The organism is Ruegeria sp. CI8, assembly GCF_056536865.1.
The window spans coordinates 1-22136 of sequence record NZ_JBQFQL010000002.1; the positions used below are offsets into that span (position 1 = coordinate 1).

A 22136-nucleotide genomic window follows, 5' to 3' on the forward strand; every position below is an offset into this window, starting at 1 on the left:
GCTTCGGCTTCGGCTTCGGCTTCGGCTTCGGCTTCGGCTTCGGCTTCGGCTTCGGCTTCGGCTTCGGCTTCGGCTTCGGCTTCGGCTTCGGCTTCGGAAGGGCTTTGTTCAACCTGTTCTTCCGGGTCAAGCGTGTAGGCGTCAGTCTTGGCGTCGACCGCTTCTGGCACCTCATCGACCTTGGGGTCGTCGGCCGGTTTCTGGTCTGTGTCTTTCTTGGCAGCCACCGTCACTTCCCCCTGTCGATTCCCATAAAACCTGACGCGCAGACGCGACCAAGTTAATCCGCGCCCATCGCGCCCTCAAGCCGGATCGCGTATTTAACGAGTTTTTTCACGGCTTTCCGCATTTTCTTGGGCGTCGGGCGTTTGGCAATCCGCAAGCGGGCAATCGCCAAGTTTTCAAGGGGCTCGGCGGTCGGTTCGCTCATCACGGCGACCAAAAGCGGTGCCGGTCCGGGCCAAATGTCGGCAAATTGTCGCGCGGTTCGCGGCGAGAACAAGGGCGCAATCACCGGGGCAGAACCAGACGCAGCCGCTTTGGCCTCGGGTGTCAAAGGCAGCAGCTGCTGGCGATAGACCGGCTGTTCCCGCACGGTCAGCCCCAGTTCGGTCAGCCGGGCCGCGATGTTTCCCCGGCTGTGTTCGCCGCGCAGATGCAGCAGCGGGCTGTCCGGGCGCTCTTTCAGCAGTTTGGCCACCAGTTCCTCGGCGGTTTCGCCGGCCATCCGGGCCTCCCACCCGGCCTGGCGGGCCGTTTCGGTGGTGGCCGGCCCCACGCAATAGGCCGGCAGATCCCGGCGCACATCCTGCGCCGCGGCGGCCGCCACGCCATTGGCCGAGGTGAAGATCAGGCCCCTGACTCCGGTCGTGTCCACCGCCTGTTCCATTGGTCGGATATCCAGCAGCGGGGAATAGACCACCTGAACCCGCGACCGCAAACGTTCGGGCAGCTGCGCCACGAACCTTTCCGAGGCGGCGCGGGGGCGGGTCATCAACAGGTACACGGGCGGGCGTTCGGGCCTTGAGGATTGTTTGCTGCGGCGCGGGGTGATACCCCGCGACCAGATCATGATGCAATGGTTCAGGCCGATGGTGCAAACACTTACCGTTCTGGGATTGGAAAGCAGCTGCGATGACACGGCGGCGGCCGTGGTGCGGCAGACCGAGGGCGAACCGGCGCAGGTTCTGTCTTCGGTCGTGCATGGCCAGACGGATCTGCACAGCGCCTTTGGCGGCGTGGTGCCCGAGATCGCGGCCCGCGCGCATGCCGAAAAGCTGGATATCTGCGTGCAGCAGGCGTTGGAGCAGGCGGACCTGACCCTGCGGGACATGGACGCCGTTGCCGTGACCGCCGGGCCGGGGCTGATCGGCGGGGTCATGTCCGGCGTGATGTGCGCCAAGGGGATCAGCGCGGCCACCGGCCTGCCGCTGATCGGCGTCAACCACCTGGCCGGCCATGCGCTGACCCCGCGCCTGACGGACGGGATCGCCTTTCCCTACCTGATGCTGCTGGTGTCCGGTGGGCACTGCCAATACCTGATCGCCCATGGTCCCGAGCGGTTCACCCGGCTGGGCGGCACCATCGACGACGCCCCCGGCGAGGCCTTCGACAAGACCGCGCGCCTGTTGGGCCTGCCCCAGCCCGGCGGCCCCTCGGTCGAGGCCGAGGCGCGCGATGGCGACCCCAAACGCTTTCGTTTTCCGCGGCCACTGCTGGACCGGCCCGGATGCGATCTGTCCTTTTCCGGGCTCAAGACCGCCTTGATGCGGATGCGCGACCAGATCGTGGCCGAAAAGGGCGGGCTGACGCGTCAGGACCGCGCCGATCTGTGCGCCGGGTTCCAGCAGGCGGTCGTGGATACGCTGGCCGAGAAGACCCGCCGCGCCATCGCCCTGTATCTTGACATCAGCCCTGCCGAGCCGGTGATCGCTGTGGCCGGGGGCGTTGCGGCAAATACGGCCATTCGGACTTCGTTAAAGTCTATTTCCGCGGATTCCGGCGCGCGGTTTACTGCCCCGCCGCTGCACCTGTGCACCGACAATGCGGCGATGATCGCCTATGCCGGATTGGAGCGGTTCCGGCTGGGCGCGCGTGACGGGCTCGATCTGACCGCCCGGCCCCGCTGGCCGCTGGACCAGACCAGCCCGGCCATGCTGGGCGGCGGGCGCAAGGGAGCCAAGGCATGAACGTCTCGGTCCTTGGATCGGGCGCCTTCGGAACCGCGCTGGCGATCTCACTGGCGGGCAAGGGTCCGGTCACCTTGTGGGCCCGGTCGGGCGAACAGGCGCAGACGATGCAGGCCACCCGCCGCAACGACACGCGCCTGCCGGGTGTCACCCTGCCCGACGCCATCACGGTGACCGCTGAAATCACCCTGGCCTGTCAAAGCGCCGTGTTGTTGCTGGCCGTGCCCATGCAAAAACTGCGCGATGTCCTGTCGGACCATGCGGCGGACCTGCAGGGTCGCACCCTTGTGGCCTGCTGCAAGGGCATCGAACTGTCCACCGGTCTGGGTCCGATTGCCGTGATCGAACAGGTGCTGCCCGGCGCCCGCACTGCCTTGCTGACCGGGCCCAGCTTTGCCGACGACATCGCCCGCGGGTTGCCTACGGCGCTGACACTGGCCTGCGGCGACGCGGACCTGGGCACCCGGTTGCAACAGACGCTGAGCACCGCCAACCTGCGGCTCTACCGGACCAACGACGTAACCGGGGCCGAGCTGGGCGGAGCGTTGAAGAACGTGATGGCCATCGCCTGCGGGGCCTGCATCGGCGCGGGTCTGGGGGACAGCGCCCGCGCGGCCCTGATGACGCGCGGCTTTGCCGAGATGCAGCGCTTTGCCGAGATCCGCGGCACCCGGCCCGAAACCCTGATGGGCCTGTCGGGTCTGGGCGATCTGGTCCTGACCTGCTCGTCTGACCTGTCGCGCAACTTCCGGTTCGGCCTGTCGCTGGGCCGCAGCGAGTCCTTTGACGCCGCGACCACCGTTGAAGGCGTGGCCACGGCAAATGCAATGGCCGCCATCGCCGCGGCCGAGGGGCTGGACATGCCCATCTGCCAGACGGTGGCGCAGCTCAGCCGTGGCGCCTACAGTGTCGCCGAGGCCCTGCAATCCCTGCTCAATCGCCCACTCAAGGAGGAATGACATGCTTATCGCCCTGATCGCCCGCGACAAGGACGGCGCCCTGCAGACCCGGCTGGACAACCGCGCCGCGCACCTGGCCTATATCGAAGAAACCGGCGTGGTCGCGCAGGCCGGGCCGTTGCTGAACGGCGATGCCATGATCGGATCGCTGGTCATCCTGGATGTCGAGGATCTGTCCGCCGCACAGGCCTGGGCCGATAACGATCCCTACGCCAAGGCCGGTTTGTTCAAATCGGTCGAACTGATCCCGTGGAAGAAGGTCATCGGCTGATGGCGTATTGGCTGTTCAAATCCGAACCCTCGACCTGGAGCTGGGACCAGCAGGTCGCCAAGGGCGACGCGGGCGAGGAATGGGACGGGGTGCGCAACTATCAGGCCCGCAATTTCATGCGGCAGATGAAGCTGGGCGACCGGGGGTTTTTCTATCATTCGCAGAAGGACAAGGCGATCGTCGGCATCGTCGAGGTCTGCGCCGAGGCCCACCCCGACAGCACCACCGACGACGACCGGTGGGACTGCGTGGACATCAAGGCGGTACGCCCCTTCGTCAAACCGGTCACGCTGGACCAGATCAAGGCCGATCCGCGACTGATCGACATGGTGTTGGTGAAAAACTCGCGCCTGTCGGTGCAGCCCGTTTCGGATGCCGAATGGGCGGTGATCTGCGAACTGGGCCAGACCGAACCGGATTAAAAAAGGGAAGGCCCTGACGATGCAGAACCTTCCCTACCCCGCGTGCTCCCTACTCACCACACGCAAAGAAATCTCTGGTTCTGACCGTCCTGGTCACGAGGCGAATGTAGCCCAAGGCACGGCGGTTTTTCAAACATGAAATCAATAGATTATGATTCAAATGCAAAACGCCCGCCGAACCAGTCGGGCGGGCGTTTCTGAATGTCGCGGCGGGATCAGCCGTAGACCGACTCTTTGCCGAAATGCTTGGTCAGTATGTAATAGACCACCGCGCGGTATTTGTTGCGCTCGGACATGCCATAGGTCTCCATGGCTTTGTTGATCGCGGCCATCAGCTCGGGGCCATCCGACAGGCCCAGTTTCTTGATCAGGAAGTTGTTCTTGACCGTTTCCAGCTCACCTTCCTGGCTGGCGGCCACGGTTGCGGCATCCGCGTCATAGATGGCCGGGCCGCACCCAATGGTAACCTTGGTCAGCAGGTCCATGTCCGGCGTCATACCGCATTTGTTCTTCAGATCATCCGCGTATTTGGCGATCAACTCGTCACGTTTTCCCATTGTCCTCTCCTGTGTGGGTTGGGTTCCGGCCTTTGCGGCGCTGGCTGAACGGTAACGGCTGACAGCTTTTCAACAAAGGGAAAAATCCGACGGTTTCCCCCCAAGGCAGGGATACGCGCACCCGCGGGTTGATCATTGTTTCACTTTTATTTAACATTTTAGTTAATCATTGAGTCGAGGAGACTGCCATGACCATCGCCCTACCGAACGAAAGCGCCGAGTACCGAACCGCCCGAAATGCCCTGTTGGCCGCCGAAGCCGATCTGCGTGCGCGGGTCGAGGAAGTGGCCGCGCTGCGCCGGACCTTGCCCAAGGGCGGCCAAATCCCGCAGGATTACGCCTTTCGGGACCTAGGGGACAAAATTGCCCCGATTTCAAGCCTGTTCGGTGATCATGACACTCTGGTCGTGTATTCGCTGATGTTTGGCCCCAAGGCGCAGGACCCCTGCCCCATGTGCTCGGCCTTTCTGGACGGGCTGACCGGGCAGGTCGCACATCTGACCCGAAAAACCGCCTTTGCGGTCGTGGCGCAGAATACACCGGATGCCCTGGCTGCGCTGAACCAGCGCATGGGCTGGCAGGGTCTGCCGCTCTATTCCGCGTTGGATACAACGTACCAGCAAGACTATCTGGCCGAGACCGAGGACGGAAACCAGTTGCCGATTCTGAACGTGTTTCAACGCGATGCGCAGGGAATCCACCATTTCTGGAGCTCCGAGCTGTTCTTTCAGCCCAGCGACTGGCATCCACGCCATGTCGATGCTGCCTGGCCCCTGTGGAACATTCTGGACCTGACGCCGCAGGGCCGCGGCGATTTCGTGCCGCCGCTCCGCTGAGCGCAACAAAAAAGGCGGCCCAGATGGCCGCCTTCTCCGCTTATTTCTGACAGATCAATACCGGTAATGCTCGGGCTTGAACGGACCTTCGGGCGTAACGCCGATGTAGTCCGCCTGTTCCTTGTCCAGCTTGGTCAGCTTGACGCCGATCCGGTCCAGATGCAGGCGTGCAACTTTCTCGTCCAGGTGCTTGGGCAAGATATAGACCTTGTTCTCGTACTGGTCGCCTTTGGTGAACAGTTCGATCTGGGCCAGAACCTGATTGGTGAACGAAGCCGACATCACGAAGGACGGATGCCCGGTGGCATTGCCCAAGTTCAGCAGACGGCCTTCGGACAGCAGGATGATGCGGTTGCCCGAGGGCATCTCGATCATGTCCACCTGGTCCTTGATGTTGGTCCATTTGTGGTTTTTCAGGCTGGCCACCTGAATCTCGTTGTCGAAATGGCCAATATTGCCGACAATGGCCATGTCCTTCATCTCGCGCATGTGCTCGATGCGGATCACGTCCTTGTTGCCGGTGGTGGTGATGAAGATGTCGGCGGTCGAAACCACGTCTTCCAGCAGAACCACCTCGAACCCGTCCATGGCGGCCTGCAGGGCGCAGATCGGATCAACCTCGGTCACCTTCACGCGGGCGCCCGCGCCGCGCAGGGACGCGGCCGAGCCTTTGCCCACGTCGCCATAGCCACAGACCACGGCAACCTTGCCGGCCATCATCGTGTCGGTGGCGCGGCGGATACCGTCGACCAGCGATTCCTTGCAGCCGTACTTGTTGTCGAACTTCGACTTGGTGACGCTGTCATTCACGTTGATCGCCGGGAACGGCAGGTGGCCGTCCTTGACCAGCTGATACAGGCGGTTGACGCCGGTGGTGGTTTCCTCGGACACGCCCTTGATCTGATCGCGTACCTTGGTGAACCAGCCCGGGCTGGCGGCCATCCGCTTCTTGATCTGCGCCTTGATGACTTCTTCCTCTTCCGAGGACGGGACGGGGATGATGTCCTCGCCCGCCTCGGCGCGCGCGCCCAGCAGGATGTACAACGTGGCGTCGCCGCCATCATCCAGGATCATGTTCGGGCCGTCTTCGAACAGGAAAGACTTGTCGAGATAGTCCCAATGCTCTTCCAGAGTCTGTCCCTTGATGGCAAAGACCGGAATGCCCGCCTCGGCGATGGCCGCCGCCGCGTGGTCCTGGGTCGAGAAGATGTTGCACGACGCCCAGCGCACATCCGCGCCCAGCGCGACCAGCGTTTCGATCAGAACGGCGGTCTGGATCGTCATGTGCAACGACCCGACGATGCGCGCCCCTTTCAGCGGCTTGCTGTCGCCGTATTCCGCACGCAGAGCCATCAGGCCCGGCATTTCGGTTTCCGCGATATCCAGTTCCTTTCGGCCGAACCCGGCCAGTGAAATGTCTTTGACGATGTAGTCGCCAGCCATCAGATGCTCCATTCCGATCAACAACGGTTTGGGCAGCCCCTAACACCGTTGGGGAAAAGTGGCAATGTGGGTGGCAGTGGACCGCGAGCGGCGCTCAGTTCAACTGGGCGTCCCCTCGGCTTGGATCTTTGGGATCGCTTCAAAGAAATCGGTGCCGGCGGCGACAATGCAGCTGATGCCGTTGGCGTGGGTCACCAGAACGGTATAGGTCCCGCTTTCGCGTGAGGCCCATACCTCCATGACCGTTTGTCCGCCTCGCGAGTTCTGCAAGCCGCCAAAGGCAAGCTCCTCTGAATAGGTTTGCTGCAGTTTGGCGATCACATCTCCGCGCAAGGCACAGTTCTGTGCCAATGCAGGCGGCGCGGCCGCAGCCATTCCAAAGACAAGTGCCAGTCCGAATACACGCTTGAACATGACAGGCTCCTTTCGGTTGGGTTTCAATCCGAGAGGGGCACACTGGGAGGAGCGCGTGCCCCCCTCAGTCTTCATGTCGTGATCACAAGGTGCCGGTTCAAAGCACGATTGCTCAAGAAATTGTTGGCAGCCAGTGATCAGGATGGCTTAAGCATAGCATAAATCCGGGTCGCGGGCACGGTGGACAAGATGGGGCATGGCAGAATGGCAACACAACCCAGGGCATGGCAACGGATGCTGTCAGGCCGCAGGCTGGACCTGCTGGACCCGACGCCGGTGGATATCGAGATCGAGGATATCGCCCATGGGCTGGCTTTCGTGGCGCGCTGGAACGGCCAAACGGCGGGTGATTTCGCCTATTCCGTGGCCGAGCATTCCCTGCTGGTCGAAGAACTGTTTGGCCGGATCGCCCCCAAGGCGCCGGTGAAATGGCGGCTGGCGGCGCTGCTGCACGATGCTCCGGAATATGTGATCGGCGACATGATCTCGCCGGTGAAGGCGGCGGTCGGCCCCGGCTATGGCGCGCTGGACGACCGGCTGGCGGCGGCGATCCACATCCGCTTCGGGCTGCCCGCCGCGGTGCCGAAAACGGTGAAACGTCAGATCAAGAAAGCCGACCGGATCAGCGCGTGGATGGAGGCCACCCAGATCGCGGGGTTTTCCGAGGCCGAGGCGACCAGGTTCTTCGGCCGACCGGACGCGGCGGTGATGGAGGGGTTGCAGATCACCCTCAGGCCACCAGTTGAGGTGCGGCAGGCATATACGGCGCGGCATGCGGAGCTGTTGGCGGAGCTATGAAACTCGACTGGTAACGGAATCTTGCTTGCCCCCAGCCGCATATTTGCCTTTGCGGCGCCCACGCAGCCCGTTTGTCTAAACTCCGAAGAACGGCCTCATTTACTCGATATCGTACCGCAGAGAAGACACTGCTTGAGCCAAAAAGAGCGGCTCCAGCGTTCGTCTGTTGACAGAAGAACGGCACCGTCAGTCTAATGAGGCGCAACCGAGCCGAGTGATCGTCGTTGTATGAAACGCCTCAGAATTGGAACTTCGGATCTACCGCGCGCATTCCGGCTTCTGTGTTTATCCACAATGATGTTGCTGGGAGCGGCTTCATGCGGCCGCCCGCCGGAATTGGTAGGGATCGATAATCCAAGACTTCCTGCATCTGAGGTAGAAGAGGCCAAGCGCCAAACAGTCTTCATTGCCACGACGCGTCAAGCGTCCGGAGCAGAAGGGGTCTTCTTTTCCGGTGACCGCGGTGAGGGTTTGGGCTTGGCTTCAGTAGTCGTCACCATCCCGCCAATTCACAAAGCAGGAAAAATTGAAAGAGCCAGCTCTCTGCCACCTATTGCCTCAAAGCACTTCACCATAGTTGAACCAAAAGTCTATGCTTCGGAAGCCGCCTTTGTTTCTGAAATTGACAATCAACTCCTGAACCTCAGCGTTTCCGACAGAAACGTTCTGGTCTTTGTGCACGGCTACAACACGACCCTGAGCGATGCCATCCTTAGATTGGCACAGTTTGTCGAGGATACCGAGTATGACGGGATCCCCGTATTGATGTCATGGGCGTCTGCTGCAGAGACTCTGAAATACGTCTACGATATCAACAGCGCCCTCGCTGCCAGATCAGACTTTTTGAAAGCCGGTGAGATCATTTCGCGATCACAGGCTCAACAATTTGACATACTCGCGTTTTCGATGGGAGCGTTCCTTACGATGGAAGCCATCTCACAAGCCGAAATTGCTGGCGAGTTCAATCCCAACAAGAAAATTCGAAACATAATTCTGGCGGCACCCGATATCGATTTGGCGGTATTCGAAAGCCAGCTCTCAACTATCACCCACGACAATCAGAAGATCTTTGTTCTCGTATCCTCGGACGACGGAGCCTTGAGTTTTTCGAAGTTCATTTCTGGCGGAGTCGACCGTGTTGGCGCGGCCGATGCCGCCGAACTCGCAAGGTCAGGAGTCACCGTTATTGATCTCAGCCAAGTACAGGACTCTCAAAGCACAAGTCACTCGAAATTTGCTTCGTCCCCTGAGGTTGTTCGAATTGCTGGTGAAGCAATCCGCACAAGCAGACGGACCGGTAGGCGTTCCACTACAGAACTTCAGGACCTTATTGGCGAAGGTTCGGTGGAAGTTGTAGTCGAACCTTAATTTCTTGATTTCCCAAGCCTGTCGCCAGAACAGTGCCGATCGGCAAAACGCTACCGCGGGCTGCGTTTCGCCAGAATCCGCTGCAAGGTCCGGCGGTGCATGTTCAGACGCCGCGCTGTTTCCGAGACGTTTCGGTCACACAGCTCGTAAACCCGCTGGATGTGCTCCCACCGCACGCGGTCGGCGCTCATGGGGTTTTCGGGGGGCGGGGGCAGTTCGTCGCCCTTGGCCAGCAGCGCGTTGGTTATGTCGGTGGCGTCGGCAGGTTTCGACAGATAGTCGGTGGCGCCGATTTTCACCGCCGCCACGGCAGTCGCAATTGCACCGTACCCGGTCAGAACCACGACCCGGCTGTCGGGGCGCTTTTCCCGCAGCACCTCGACCACGTCCAGCCCGTTGCCGTCCTCGAGCCGCAGGTCCACCACGGCAAAGGCAGGCGGGCGGGCGGTGGCGATCGCGCGTCCGGCGGCGACGGAACCGGCGGTTTCCACCTCGAACCCGCGCTTCTCCATAGCCCTGGCGAGACGTCTCAGAAACGGCTCGTCATCATCCACCAAAAGCAGGGATTTGTCGGGGCCGATGTCAAGCTGAGCACTGTCTGCCATAGTGTGGTCTTTCTGCTATTTCATGCCGATAGGCTTTGAGATGAGTAATAGCAGCGCCACACCAAAGGTCAAACCGACGGTTACTCTGCCGCCTGGTCCACAAAGCAGGCAACGGTGTCGGCCATCTGCTCGGCCGTCGCGTCGCGTTTGAAAAACTCAAGGAACCCATCCTGCGGCGTGACGAGGTAGGTAAATGTCGAATGGTCGACGAGGTAGTACTCGTCGCTCTTGTCCTGGGCCTTGTAATAAGTCTTGTAGGCCTGGCTCGCGGCCTTAACCTGTTCCGGCGTGCCGGTGAGGCCAATCATCTTTTCATGCAGGTTGTAGGCAAAATCCCCCACGACGTCGGGGGTGTCCCGGTCCGGGTCCACCGAGATGAAGATCGGAGTGACCGAATAACCGCGCTCGGTCAGCAGGTCGACGGCCTCGGCATTGCGGGTAGTATCCAGAGGACAGACATCGGGGCAGAAGGTGTAACCAAAATAGATCAGCGAGGGCTCGGTGATCACGTCCTTGTTGGTCACGGTTTCACCCTTGGAGTTGATCAACTCGAACGGGCCGCCGATGGTTGCGGTGCCGCCTGCAATCTGGCTGGACCGGCACTGGGCAAACTTGTCATCCGAGCCGCCGCCGCGCGTCATCAGCCACATGGCGCCCAAGCCCACGGCCAGCACGACGGTTGCAAGAATGGCATAAAGGCGGGTCATGGCGAAATTCCTGACGCATGGGGTTGTTGATCGGTTCGGCCGGGACACCTATCAAGTTGACCAGCGGACGCAACAGGACATAATCGCCCGATGACGGATTCCAACACCAGCCTCTGGCGCGGACAGGAACGCAGCAGCTGGATCCGGCTGCGCACGCTGATCCTGCTGCGGTGGGTGGCAATCATCGGTCAGATCACGGCCATCACCGTTGCCCAGCAGACCTATCACGTCCAGCTGGAGCTTGGGCTGTGCTACCTTGCCATCGGTGTTTCGGTCATGGGCAACCTGACCGCCATCCTGCTGTTCCCGCAGAACAAACGCCTGTCGGAATTTGAAAACTTCCTCATGGTGATGTTCGACCTGTTGCAGCTGGCTTTCCTGCTTTATCTCACAGGCGGTCTGAACAACCCGTTTGCCCTGCTTTTGCTGGGCCCCGTGACGATTGCGGCCAACGTCATGAGCACCCGGTCGACCTTGATCATCGGGGGCGCCGCAATCGTGCTGGCGACGCTTCTGGCCCAGTTTCACCTGCCGCTGCGCACCGATCTCGGCCTTGTTCTGGACATTCCCGACATCTTGCTGTTCGGCAACTGGGCCGCCATCGTGATCGCGATCGTATTCATCGGCGCCTATTCGCACCGCATCAGCGCCGAGGTTCAGTCGATGTCCGAGGCGCTGGCCGCTACCCATATGGCCCTGGCGCGCGAGCAGAAGCTGACCGACCTCGGCGGCGTTGTCGCCGCCGCAGCGCACGAGTTGGGGACGCCACTGGCCACCATCAAGCTGACCAGCTCGGAACTGATCGAAGAATTGGACGACCGCCCGGACCTGAAAGAAGACGCCGCCCTGATCCGCGAACAGGCCGACCGATGCCGCGACATCCTGCGCGACATGGGTCGGGCCGGCAAAGATGACCTGCACCTGCGCCAGGCACCTTTGTCCGCCGTGATCCACGAGGCGGCCGAGCCCCATATACACAGGGGCAAACAGGTACATTTTGACGAAGGCCCGGGGCCTGACGGGGATGTCCAGCAGCCCTCGATCCTGCGCAAGCCCGAGATCATTCATGGCCTGCGAAACCTGATCCAGAACGCCGTGGACTTTGCCCGCGCACAAGTCTGGGTCGAGGCCGAATGGACGCCGGACAGGATCACCGTCAGCATCATGGATGACGGGCGTGGTTATCCGTCACACATCATCGGCCGTATCGGTGACCCGTTCATGCGCCGCAGACGCGCCGAAAGCGATCTGCGCACACGCCCCGAATATGAGGGTATGGGGTTGGGCCTATTCATCGCAAAAACGCTCTTGGAGCGCAGCGGCGCCGAACTGAAATTTGCAAATGGGTCAGACCCTTACCAGGCGGTGACGGACCAGGCCGAGCGACGCGGCGCGATCGTGCTGGTGACATGGCCGCGCAAGCTGATCGATGCGCAGACAGGCGACAACCCGGTGCCGTCGGGCGTGAACGAACGGTTCCAGGTCTGAGTTAAGACACCGTTAACTATTTAAGCGCAAAGTCGGGTCCGGTTTGTTTTTGGGGTAGGCGGCACTGTGGCCGACTGGATCATACTTGCGGCGACCAGCCTGGTTTCGTCGGGCTTTGCCCTGCAGTGGCTCATGCCGCGCCGTCCGCGGCGCGGTGACAATTTTGGTTTGTCTGCGCCGGCTTCGTTGTTGGATGCGGTGTTTCTGTTCAACGGAAGCCGCCTGATCAGCCATTCCGACATCGCCTTGTCCGGGTTCGAAGCGGTGAATGACTGGGATGATCTCAGGCGCCTGTTGCAGCGCGACTTTCCGGCCTTCCCCGAGACTTACGAAACCGTCCGCCAGCAAGGCAATATCGTGGTTTCGGCGATAGATTGTACGGTCGAGCGCGAGGTTCGGTGTGAATGGATCGACGGCATCGTCCGGGTGCAGTTGCGTGATCTGACCGGCATCACCGAACCGACAAGGAGGGATCCGAACGATCCGATCCGCCTCGCCATGGACCGCGCGCCCTATCCCGTGTGGCTTCTGGATCATGCCAACAAGGTAAGATGGTGCAACGCCGCCTATGTTGCACTGGCCCGCAAGGCGCGCGGGCAGGACACGGATCTGACGCAACCCATGTTCCCCGAACTGACCGAAGAATCGCGGCCCGGCAAGAAGACCCGGGTTTCGATTCCGGTGAAGGATAGCAGCAGCAAGTTGTGGTTCGATCTGACGCATGTGGAGCTGGACGAAGGTCACCTGCATTACGCGGTCGACGTAAACGCCATTGTCGAGGCCGAGACCGCCCAGCGCAAATTCGTCCAGACGATGACGAAAACCTTCGCGCAACTGTCGATCGGCCTGGCAATCTTTGATCGAAACCGCCAGTTGGCGCTGTTCAACCCCGCCTTGATCGACCTGACCGCATTGCCGCCCGACTTCCTGAGTTGCCGGCCGAATATCTCAAGCTTCTTTGACCGCCTTCGGGATCAGCACATGATGCCCGAACCCAAGAACTACCGCAGTTGGCGCCGGCAGATGAACGATCTTCTGGAAGCAGCCGAGGACGGAAACTATCAGGAAACCTGGTCACTACCGTCGGGCTCAGTCTATTCGGTCAGCGGTCGCCCCCATCCCGACGGCGCCGTCGCCTTTCTGTTCGAGGACATCACGGCCGAGATCACCCTGACCCGCCGGTTCCGGTCCGAGATGGACCTTATGCAGTCAATCCTCGACAAGCTTGCGGACGCCGTCGCCGTTTTTGCCGATGACGGGACACTGGCTTTCACCAACTACGCCTACCAGCTGCTGTGGGGAGACTCGGACGAGGTCGGCTTTGAACCAGCCACGGTTCTGGACGTCACGCGCCAGTGGCAGTCGCGATGCCAGGCCAATCCAATTCTGGGTGACATTCGGGACTTCGTGGAAATGCGCAACAACCGGGCCGAGTGGAGCTCTGATCTGTACAAGCGCGACGGCACCCGCCTCTTGTGTACGGTCAGCCCTATCCAGAATGGCGCAACCATCGTCCGGTTCACGATCGAACACGCGCGTGGAGAAACGCCGGATATGTTGCAGATCACCGCCTGAACCGGGTTGCAGAGGGTTCGGCCCCCGTTCATTGTGGCGCCATGAATTCGCCCGCTTCGATCACTCTGACATCACCGGAAGAAACCGCCGATCTGGCCAGCCGCCTGTCCGCCCATTTGGCGCCCGGCGACGTTATTTTGCTGGACGGCCCAATCGGCAGTGGCAAAACCCATTTTGCACGCAATCTGATCCAATCGACCCTGCCTGTGCCCGAAGATGTGCCATCGCCCACATTCACGCTGGTTCAGGTTTACGAGGGTGAAGCCGGCGAAATCTGGCACTCCGATCTGTACCGGCTTACCTCGGTGGATGAGATCGAGGAATTGGGCCTGACCGGGGCCTTTAATACGGCGATCTGCCTTGTGGAATGGCCTGACAAGCTGGGTCCGCTACAACCGGCCTCGGCCCTGTTGGTGCAGTTTCATGCCGACCCCGCTGCCGAAGAAACCCGACACCTGACACTGACGTGGTCCGACCCCAAGTGGACCGAAAAACTGAAGAGGATCGCATGATCAACCGCGCAGTTCTGGCCGAGGCGCTGGTCGCACGGACCCCTTGGGCCAAAGCCTCTCGCGCGCCGCTGGCTGGAGACGCCTCGAACCGCCGGTATGAACGCCTGACCGACCCGGATACCGGGCGGACCGCCGTTTTGATGGACGCGCCCCCGGACAAGGGGGAAGACGTGGAACCGTTTGTCAGGGTGGCAAAACTCCTGCAGTCCGTCGGTCTGAGCGCGCCCGAGATTCTTGCCGAGGACGCCGAGAACGGGTTCCTCCTGCTGGAGGATTTCGGCGACGACCTGTTTGCCCGCCTGATCGAGAAGCAGCCGGAGGTCGAGCGTGAATTGTACGAGGCCGCAACCGACGTGCTGATCCATCTGCACTCTGGGCCCCTGCCCTCATTGGACAGCTATGACCCGTCCCTCATGGCGGAATTGTCGGCTCTTGCCTTCACCAAATATGCCCAAGGGATACAAGGCGCCTATGACCAAGACGCCCATGATCGTTTTCAGCATCGGTTCGCCGACATATTGCTGCAGGAAACCTCGGGCACGCGGGTGGTGACCCTAAGGGACTACCATGCCGAGAACCTGATCTGGCTGCCTGAGCGCGAAGGGGTCCGCCGGGTCGGCCTGCTGGATTTTCAAAGCGCAATGCTGTGCCATCCCGCCTATGATCTGATGTCGTTGCTGCAGGATGTCCGCCGTACTGTCCCGGCCGCAATCGAAATGAGCATGGTCAACCGCTATATCACGGCAACAGGTGTGGATGACCACGATTACCGCACGGCGTACAGTGTCCTCGGCGCCCAACGCAACCTGCGGATACTGGGGGGATTTGCCCGCCTTGCCACCGACTATGGCAAACCGCACTACGTGGATCTTATCCCGGCGGCCTGGGCTCATCTGATGCGCGATCTCGAGCATCCGGCGCTGGTCTCGGTCGCGGATCTGGTTCGGCAGGCGCTGCCATCCCCAACGCCCGAAAACCTTGCAAGGCTGAGGGCCGGATGACCGATACACCCGAGGCCATCATGCTGTTTGCCGCCGGTTTCGGCACCCGCATGGGCGCGTTGACCCGCACCCGACCCAAGCCGCTGATCCCAGTGGCCGGACGGCCGCTGATCGACCATGCGCTGGACCTGACGGATGCGCTAAGGCCGCGCCGGGTGGTCGCGAACCTGCATTACCTGGCTGATCAGCTGACAGATCATTTGGCGCCACGTGGTGTCCTGCTTTCACACGAACAGCCGGACATCCTGGAAACCGGCGGCGGATTGCGCGCGGCCCTGCCGCTGCTGGGTCCGGGGCCGGTTTTCACGATGAACACCGATGCGATCTGGTCCGGGCCCAACCCTTTGGAGTTGCTGAAGGCGGCTTGGGATCCGGCGCGGATGGACGCTCTGTTGATCTGCGTGCCGATCGCACAGACGATCGGACATGCAGGCCTCGGAGATTTCAGGATCGACCCCCAAGGCCGGCTTGAACGCGGGCCGGGTCACGTCTATGGCGGCATTCAGATCCTGAAGACCGACGGTCTGGCGGACATTCCGGAAAAAGCGTTCTCGCTCAATATCTTGTGGGACCGGATGCACCGCGATGGCCGGCTGTGCGGTCTGCAGTATCCCGGGCGCTGGTGCGATGTGGGCCGGCCCGAAGGCATCGCCCTGGCCGAGGAGATGCTGGCCGATGTTTGACCCCAGCGCCACCCCCCGGGTCTTCGCGGTGCCGCCCGGTGCGGATTTTCCGCAGGCACTGGTGCGTGGGCTGCGGGCGCGCTGCGACGGCCACCCGCCCGAGGCACTGGCCCGCGTGCAACTGGTGCTGAACACCCGCCGCATGGCCCGCCGCGTGCGCGAGCTGTTCGATCAGGGTCCGCCCTGCCTCTTGCCCCGCATTTCGCTGGTCACCGATCTGGGCGAAAGCGTCGATCTGGATCAGGTGCCGCCCGCCGTACCGCCCTTGCGTCGCCGGCTGGAACTGACGCAGCTGGTGGCGCGACTGCTGGACCAGCAACCGGACCTGGCCGCGCGGTCGTCGCTGTTTGACCTTTCCGACAGCCTCGCTGCCCTGATCGAAGAGATGCAGGGCGAAGGCGTCCCGCCCGAGGCGATCCGGCAACTGGACGTGACCGACCTGTCGGGCCATTGGGCACGGGCGCAGGCCTTCATCGGCATCGCCGACCAGTTCCTGAAGACCGAGGATGGCAGTCTGGACGTGCAGGCCCGCCAACGCCGCGTGGTCGAGAACCTGATCGCCCGCTGGCAGGACGCGCCGCCGCAACACCCCGTGATCCTGGCTGGGTCCACCGGCTCGCGCGGGACCACGCTGATGCTGATGCAGGCGGTGGCGCGGCTGCCGCAGGGGGCGCTGATCCTGCCGGGGTACGATTTCGACCAACCCGCTCATGTCTGGGAACGGTTGGATTCGGCAATGACCTCGGAGGATCACCCGCAATACCGGTTCCGCAAGCTGATGACCGAACTGGGGATAGGGCCGGATCAGATCGCATCCTGGACCCCGGACCAGCCCCCCTCGCCCGCGCGCAACCGTTTGGTTTCATTGGCATTGCGCCCTGCCCCGATCACCGATGCCTGGATGAGCGAAGGCCCGCAGCTGCGCGATCTGGATGCCGCGACTCGCAACATCACCTTGGTCGAGGCGCAATCGCCGCGGGCCGAGGCGCTGGCCATCGCCCTGCGCCTGCGGCAGGCGGCCGAGACCGGACAGACCGCCGCCCTGATCACGCCCGACCGGATGCTGACCCGCCAGGTCAGCGCCGCGCTGGACCGCTGGAACATCCTGCCCGATGACAGCGCCGGCCTACCGCTGCAACTGTCGCCACCGGGCCGGTTCCTGCGCCATGTGGCCGGGCTGTTCGCGCGCCGTCTGGATGCCGAGGCACTGCTGACCCTGCTGAAACACCCTTTGTGTCACAGCGCCGGCGACCGCGGCGCGCATCTGTTGCACAGCCGCGATCTGGAACTGCACCTGCGCCGCAACGGCCCGCCCTTCCCCGACAGCGCCAGCCTGACAGGTTTTGCCGTCGAAAAAGACGTGCCGGATGCGTGGGCTCTGTGGCTGATCCGCAATTTCTGCAACCAGCAGATCAGCGGCACCCTGCCCCTGACCGACTGGGTGCAGCGCCTGCGCGATTTGGCCGAGGCGATTGCTAGCGCCGGAACCGACGGCACGGGCGAGTTGTGGGACAAGAACGCAGGTCAATCGGCGCTGGCGGTGATCTCGGGACTTGCAGACGAGGCCGAGCACGGCGGCGAGATGACGGCGCTGGATTTCGCCGATCTGCTGGGCGCGCTGCTGGCCGGGCAAGAGGTCCGCGACCGCGACGCCCCCCACCCGCGGATCATGATCTGGGGCACGCTCGAAGCGCGCGTTCAGGGTGCCGACCTGCTGATCCTGGGCGGGTTGAACGAAGGCAGCTGGCCCGAGGCTCCCGCGCCAGACCCCTGGCTGAACCGCCAGATGCGCGACCGTGCCGGCCTGTTGCTGCCGGAACGGCGAATCGGCCTGTCGGCGCATGATTTCCAGCAGGCCATCGGCGCGACCGAGGTCTGGCTAACCCGCGCGGTCCGCTCGGATGATGCCGAAACCGTGCCGTCACGCTGGCTGAACCGGTTGACCAACCTGTTGCAGGGCCTGCCGGATCAGGGCGGCCGCGCGGCGCTGGAACAGATGCGCGACCGGGGCAAGACATGGCTGCGCTGGTCCGAGATGCTGGAACAGGCGCCCCGGATCGCCGCCGCACCGCGCCCCTCGCCGCGCCCGCCGGTGGCCGCGCGCCCGCGCCGCCTGTCGGTGACCGAGATCAAGCGGCTGATCCGCGACCCTTATGCGATCTATGCCAAGCACGTCCTGCGCCTGAAACCGCTGGACCCGCTGGTACAGGCGCCCGACGCCCTGCTGCGCGGCATCGTGATCCACGAGATCCTGGAACATTTCGTCAAGGACAGCGTGTTGGACGGCGCGCTGCTGACCCGTGACAACTTCCTGAAACGGGCCGAGGCTCTGCTGGATCAGCATGTCGCCTGGCCCACCGCCCGGAAACTGTGGCTGGCGCGGCTGGAACGGATCGCCGACGACTTTCTGCGCGCCGAGATCACCCGCCGCAGCGACGGCGGCCCGATCGCGTTCGAGGCAAAGATGCGCCTGACGCTGGAACCGCTTGGGTTCACCCTGAATGGCCGCGCCGACCGGATCGACCGCAACAGCCGCGGCGCGTTGACCATCATCGACTACAAGACCGGCACGCCGCCCTCGGAATCGCAGCAGGCCAAGTTCGACAAACAGCTGCTGATCGAGGCCGCGATGGCCGAGCAGGGCGGGATTGACGGATTTGACCCGATGGCCGTGGCCAGCGCCGTGTTCATCGGCATGGGCGGCACCTACAAGGAGGTCCCGGCACCCCTGGACAAAGAGCCGCCCGACAAGGTTCTGGCCGAGCTGAAAGAACTGATTTCTGCCTACTTAGAGCCTGATCAGGGGTTTTCGTCGCGCCGGATGATGCACAAGGACAGCGACGTGGGCGACTATGACCACCTGGCGCGGTTCGGCGAATGGGACCGCACCGCCGAAACCAGGCCCGAGGATCTGACATGACCCCGCGCGACGAAGCGACCGAGCGGCAGGTTCAGGCGGCGCGGCCCGATGCGTCGACCTGGCTGGCGGCCAATGCGGGCTCGGGCAAGACGCGGGTTCTGACCGACCGCGTGGCGCGGCTGCTGCTGGACGGGGTTCAGCCGCAGCACATCCTGTGCCTGACCTACACCAAGGCCGCCGCCAGCGAGATGCAGAACCGCCTGTTCAAGCGGCTGGGCGAGTGGGCGATGCTGGACGACGACGCATTGTTGCGGCAACTGACCGAACTGGGCGTCGAAGGTGTGATCGACCCCGACCGCCTGGCCCGTGCCCGCACCCTGTTCGCGCGCGCGATCGAAACGCCGGGCGGGCTGAAGATCCAGACGATCCACTCGTTCTGCGCCTCGCTGCTGCGGCGGTTCCCGCTCGAGGCCGGGGTCAGCCCGCAGTTTTCCGAGATGGAAGACCGCGCCGCGGCCCTTCTGCGCGAGGAAATCGTCGAGGACTTCGCCGAAGGCCCGCGGGCCCGCCTGATCGAGGACGTGGCCCGCCACATCACCGATACCGGCTTTAACAAGCTGACCGCCGCAATCGCCCAGAAACGCACCCTGTTCACGCCCGCGCTGCAATGGCCCGACCTGCTGGCCCGTTTTGACCTGCCCGAGGAGTTCGACGAGGACGCGCTGCTGGCGCAGGTGTTTCTGGGCGGCGAGGTCGAGCTGATCCGGTCGATCCTTCCGGCACTGGCGGGCGGCGGCAAGACCGACGCCAAGGCGGCCGAGAAACTGTCAGGCTTCACCGAACCTGCGCTGGGTCAGTTGCCGGTGCTGGAAGACGTGTTTCTGACCGGAAAATCCGCCAAAGAGCCCTTTACCGCCAAGATCGGCAGTTTTCCCACCAAGGCGCTGCGCGAGGGGGCTATGGCGGGGCAGATGGATTCGCTTGAGTCGCTGATGCGGCGGGTCGAGGCCGCGCGGGAAGGGCGCCTGGCGCTGGCAGCAGCCCGCAAATCCATGGTGCTGCACCGCTTCGCGGCGGCATTCCTGCCGGAATATGAGCGCCTCAAGCAACTGCGCGGCTGGCTGGACTTCGACGACCTGATCCTGCGCGCGCGCCTGTTGCTGAACGATCCGGCGGTGGCCGCTTGGGTTCTGTACCGGCTGGATGGCGGCATCGACCACATCCTGGTGGACGAGGCGCAGGACACCAGCCCCGATCAATGGGATGTGGTCGAGAAACTGGCGCAGGAATTCACCAGCGGCGAAGGCGCACGATCAGGGGTCGAGCGCACGATCTTCGTGGTCGGCGACAAGAAACAGTCGATCTATTCCTTCCAGGGGGCCGACCCGCAGGCCTTTGACCGGATGCAGGCCGAGTTCGGGCGGAAACTGCAGGAATCAGGCTCTAAACTGTGGGATTGGACGCTGGAATATTCGTTCCGTTCCTCCAGCTCCATCCTGTCGCTGGTCGATATTCTGTTCGAAAACCGCGCCGAGGCAGGGTTTCAGAAAGAGTCGCAGCACCGCGCCTTCAAAGCCGATCTGCCGGGCCGGGTCGATCTGTGGCCGGTGGTGGAAAAGGTCGAGGACGCGGACGAGGGCGACTGGACCGATCCGGTCGATCGGCCCGCGGCGCAACATCACACGGTGATCCTGGCCAACCAGATCGCCGCGCGCATCAAGGCCATGATCGACGCCGGCGAAACCATCCCCGAAGACGGCCCCACGCGCGGCACGTTCGTGCGCCGCAAGGTGCGGCCGGGGGATTTCCTGATCCTGGTGCAGCGCCGCTCGGACCTGTTCGCCGAGATCATCCGCGCCTGCAAGGCCCAAGGTTTGCCGATCGCAGGGGCCGACAGGCTGAAGGTGGGCGCGGAACTGGCGGTCAAGGATCTGGCCGCGCTGCTGAGCTTTCTCGCCACGCCCGAGGATGACCTATCGCTGGCCACGGTGCTGAAATCGCCGCTGTTCGGTTGGTCCGAGCAGATGCTGTTCGACCTCGCTCATCGCCGGCAGGAAAAGTACCTGTGGGCGGCGCTGCGCCAACGAGCCGGGGATTTTCCCGAAACGCTGGCCGTGTTGAACGATCTGCGCGGGCAGGTGGACTTTCTGCGCCCCTACGACCTGATCGAACGGGTGCTGACCCGCCATGACGGCCGTCGCAAATTGTTGGGCCGCCTGGGCGCCGAGGCCGAGGACGGCATCAACGCGTTGCTGTCACAGGCGCTGGCCTATGAGCGGTCGGACATTCCCAGCCTGACCGGTTTCCTGGTCTGGATGCAGACCGACGACCTTGAGATCAAGCGCCAGATGACCGGCGTGGGCAACATGATCCGGGTGATGACGGTGCATGGCTCAAAAGGGCTGGAGGCGCCGATCGTGATCCTGCCGGACACCGGCAAGCGGCAGCCGCCCCGCGATGCCGAGATCATGGTCGCCGACGGAACGCCGCTGTGGAAGGTGCCCACCGACCTGTCGCCCAGCCTTGTCGCCCGCGCCCGCGAAGACGCGCGCCAACGCGAGGAGAACGAGCGGCTGCGTTTGCTGTACGTCGCGCTGACCCGGGCCGAGAAATGGCTGATCGTGGCGGCGGCCGGCGATCTGGGCCGGGACGGGTCCAGCTGGTACCAACTGGTCGAAGAGGCGATGGGCCGGGCAGGGGCAACGGAGATCCCCGACACCGGCATCCGCCGTCTGGCGCATGGCGATTGGGAGGGTCTGCCACTGGACCATCGCCCGACGCCGGAACCGATGCAGGATACCCTACCGGATCTGTTCCACCGGCCCGCGCCCGAGCCGACGCCCGATGCCGAGACGCTCAGCCCGTCCGATCTGGGCGGGGCCAAGGCCCTGGCGGGCGAAACCGGGCTTGAGGAAGAGGCCGCCAAGCTGCGCGGCACCCGCCTGCACCTGCTGCTCGAGCATCTGGCCCCGGCGCCGCGCGACAGGTGGGATCAGCTCTGCGCCCGGCTTCTGCCCGATATGCAGGACGGTGACCGCCGCGACCTTCTGGCAGAGGCGGCGGGCGTGCTGACCGCACCGGACCTGACCCCCGTCTTTGCCCCGGACGCGCTGGCCGAGGTGCCGGTCTCGGCCACTCTGGACGGTCGCCGGATCCACGGGGTGATCGACCGGTTGATCGTGACGGATGACGTGGTGCAAGTCATTGATTTCAAATCAAACGCCACGGTTCCCGATCGGGCCGAAACCTGCCCCGAGGGCCTGCTGCGCCAGATGGGCGCCTATGCCGCCGCGCTGTCGCTGATCTATCCCGGCCGCGAGATCCGCACCGCGATTTTGTGGACGCGGACGGCGCGCCTGATGTGGCTGCCACACGATCTTGTGACAGATGCGCAGGTGCGGGCCCAGATATCTTGACCTCCCCAATTGGCACACCTACGTTCGACTCC

Annotated in this window: 20 protein-coding genes and 1 pseudogene; 14 read left to right on the top strand and 7 right to left on the bottom strand. The window is 63.2% G+C overall.

The window, feature by feature from the left end:
• Together ACR0DA_RS10600 and ACR0DA_RS10605 are read right to left on the bottom strand one after the other, a co-directional pair.
• A pseudogene (locus ACR0DA_RS10600) lies at positions 1-227 on the bottom strand (hypothetical protein); the annotation flags it as partial.
• Between the two features lie 53 nt (positions 228-280).
• A complete protein-coding gene (locus ACR0DA_RS10605) occupies positions 281-994 on the bottom strand; it encodes a uroporphyrinogen-III synthase (protein ID WP_217360215.1) in 714 nt (237 codons plus the stop codon).
• 97 nt (positions 995-1091) lie between these two features.
• Here ACR0DA_RS10605 and tsaD point away from each other — a divergent pair, with 97 nt between their 5' ends.
• The 4 genes from tsaD to ACR0DA_RS10625 are packed head-to-tail and all read left to right on the top strand — an operon-like array spanning position 1092 to position 3841.
• On the top strand, positions 1092-2189 hold the full coding sequence (tsaD, locus tag ACR0DA_RS10610) for a tRNA (adenosine(37)-N6)-threonylcarbamoyltransferase complex transferase subunit TsaD (protein WP_480753937.1): 1098 nt from the start codon (positions 1092-1094) through the stop codon (positions 2187-2189).
• Entirely contained in the window at positions 2186-3148 is a 963-nt protein-coding gene (locus ACR0DA_RS10615) for an NAD(P)H-dependent glycerol-3-phosphate dehydrogenase (RefSeq protein WP_480753939.1), read from the top strand. The genes tsaD and ACR0DA_RS10615 overlap by 4 nt, the downstream gene beginning before the upstream one ends.
• A gap of 1 nt (position 3149) precedes the next feature.
• Entirely contained in the window at positions 3150-3419 is a 270-nt protein-coding gene (locus ACR0DA_RS10620) for a YciI family protein (protein WP_480753941.1), read from the top strand.
• Positions 3419-3841, top strand: a complete 423-nt coding sequence (locus ACR0DA_RS10625) for an EVE domain-containing protein (RefSeq protein WP_480753942.1) — start codon at positions 3419-3421, stop codon at positions 3839-3841. Before ACR0DA_RS10620 ends, ACR0DA_RS10625 begins: the two co-directional genes overlap by 1 nt.
• 215 nt (positions 3842-4056) lie before the next feature.
• On the opposite strand, the gene ACR0DA_RS10630 is transcribed toward ACR0DA_RS10625, so the two are convergent.
• Complete coding sequence (locus ACR0DA_RS10630) at positions 4057-4398, bottom strand: DUF2853 family protein (protein ID WP_480753944.1); 342 nt, start codon at positions 4396-4398, stop codon at positions 4057-4059.
• 188 nt (positions 4399-4586) lie between these two features.
• On the opposite strand from ACR0DA_RS10630, the gene ACR0DA_RS10635 reads away from it, so the two are divergent.
• Positions 4587-5234 (top strand): DUF899 family protein, encoded by a 648-nt coding sequence (locus tag ACR0DA_RS10635; protein ID WP_170438870.1) that lies wholly within the window; start codon positions 4587-4589, stop codon positions 5232-5234.
• 54 nt (positions 5235-5288) lie between these two features.
• Here ACR0DA_RS10635 and ahcY read toward each other — a convergent pair whose 3' ends face one another.
• Together ahcY and ACR0DA_RS10645 are read right to left on the bottom strand one after the other, a co-directional pair.
• Positions 5289-6677 (bottom strand): adenosylhomocysteinase, encoded by a 1389-nt coding sequence (gene ahcY / locus ACR0DA_RS10640; protein ID WP_170340635.1) that lies wholly within the window; start codon positions 6675-6677, stop codon positions 5289-5291.
• A 99-nt stretch (positions 6678-6776) separates the two neighbouring features.
• Positions 6777-7091 (bottom strand): hypothetical protein, encoded by a 315-nt coding sequence (locus tag ACR0DA_RS10645; RefSeq protein ID WP_170340637.1) that lies wholly within the window; start codon positions 7089-7091, stop codon positions 6777-6779.
• Positions 7092-7295: 204 nt separating this feature from the next.
• Between ACR0DA_RS10645 and ACR0DA_RS10650 the strand changes: the two genes are divergently transcribed.
• Complete coding sequence (locus ACR0DA_RS10650) at positions 7296-7889, top strand: HD domain-containing protein (protein WP_170405534.1); 594 nt, start codon at positions 7296-7298, stop codon at positions 7887-7889.
• A 294-nt stretch (positions 7890-8183) separates the two neighbouring features.
• A complete protein-coding gene (locus ACR0DA_RS10655; RefSeq protein ID WP_480753946.1) occupies positions 8184-9257 on the top strand; it encodes an alpha/beta hydrolase in 1074 nt (357 codons plus the stop codon).
• 50 nt (positions 9258-9307) lie between these two features.
• Here the strand turns inward: ACR0DA_RS10655 and ACR0DA_RS10660 are convergent, their stop codons facing one another.
• Positions 9308-9862 carry an ActR/PrrA/RegA family redox response regulator transcription factor gene (locus ACR0DA_RS10660; RefSeq protein ID WP_093963867.1) on the bottom strand — a complete coding sequence of 185 codons (555 nt, stop codon included), beginning with the start codon at positions 9860-9862 and terminating at the stop codon, positions 9308-9310.
• 80 nt (positions 9863-9942) lie between these two features.
• Positions 9943-10569 carry an SCO family protein gene (locus ACR0DA_RS10665; RefSeq protein WP_480753948.1) on the bottom strand — a complete coding sequence of 209 codons (627 nt, stop codon included), beginning with the start codon at positions 10567-10569 and terminating at the stop codon, positions 9943-9945.
• Between the two features lie 90 nt (positions 10570-10659).
• Here ACR0DA_RS10665 and regB point away from each other — a divergent pair, with 90 nt between their 5' ends.
• From regB to addA, 7 genes are all read left to right on the top strand, one after another.
• Complete coding sequence (gene regB, locus ACR0DA_RS10670; protein ID WP_093963869.1) at positions 10660-12057, top strand: sensor histidine kinase RegB; 1398 nt, start codon at positions 10660-10662, stop codon at positions 12055-12057.
• Positions 12058-12123: 66 nt separating this feature from the next.
• Complete coding sequence (locus ACR0DA_RS10675; protein ID WP_480753949.1) at positions 12124-13632, top strand: PAS-domain containing protein; 1509 nt, start codon at positions 12124-12126, stop codon at positions 13630-13632.
• Positions 13633-13673: 41 nt separating this feature from the next.
• Positions 13674-14144, top strand: a complete 471-nt coding sequence (tsaE, locus tag ACR0DA_RS10680) for a tRNA (adenosine(37)-N6)-threonylcarbamoyltransferase complex ATPase subunit type 1 TsaE (protein ID WP_480753951.1) — start codon at positions 13674-13676, stop codon at positions 14142-14144.
• A complete protein-coding gene (locus ACR0DA_RS10685; protein ID WP_480753953.1) occupies positions 14141-15145 on the top strand; it encodes an aminoglycoside phosphotransferase family protein in 1005 nt (334 codons plus the stop codon). Before tsaE ends, ACR0DA_RS10685 begins: the two co-directional genes overlap by 4 nt.
• Positions 15142-15828 carry a nucleotidyltransferase family protein gene (locus tag ACR0DA_RS10690; protein WP_480753955.1) on the top strand — a complete coding sequence of 229 codons (687 nt, stop codon included), beginning with the start codon at positions 15142-15144 and terminating at the stop codon, positions 15826-15828. The genes ACR0DA_RS10685 and ACR0DA_RS10690 overlap by 4 nt, the downstream gene beginning before the upstream one ends.
• Complete coding sequence (gene addB, locus ACR0DA_RS10695; protein ID WP_480753957.1) at positions 15821-18748, top strand: double-strand break repair protein AddB; 2928 nt, start codon at positions 15821-15823, stop codon at positions 18746-18748. Before ACR0DA_RS10690 ends, addB begins: the two co-directional genes overlap by 8 nt.
• A complete protein-coding gene (addA, locus tag ACR0DA_RS10700; RefSeq protein ID WP_480753958.1) occupies positions 18745-22104 on the top strand; it encodes a double-strand break repair helicase AddA in 3360 nt (1119 codons plus the stop codon). Before addB ends, addA begins: the two co-directional genes overlap by 4 nt.
• Positions 22105-22136 lie beyond the last annotated feature (32 nt).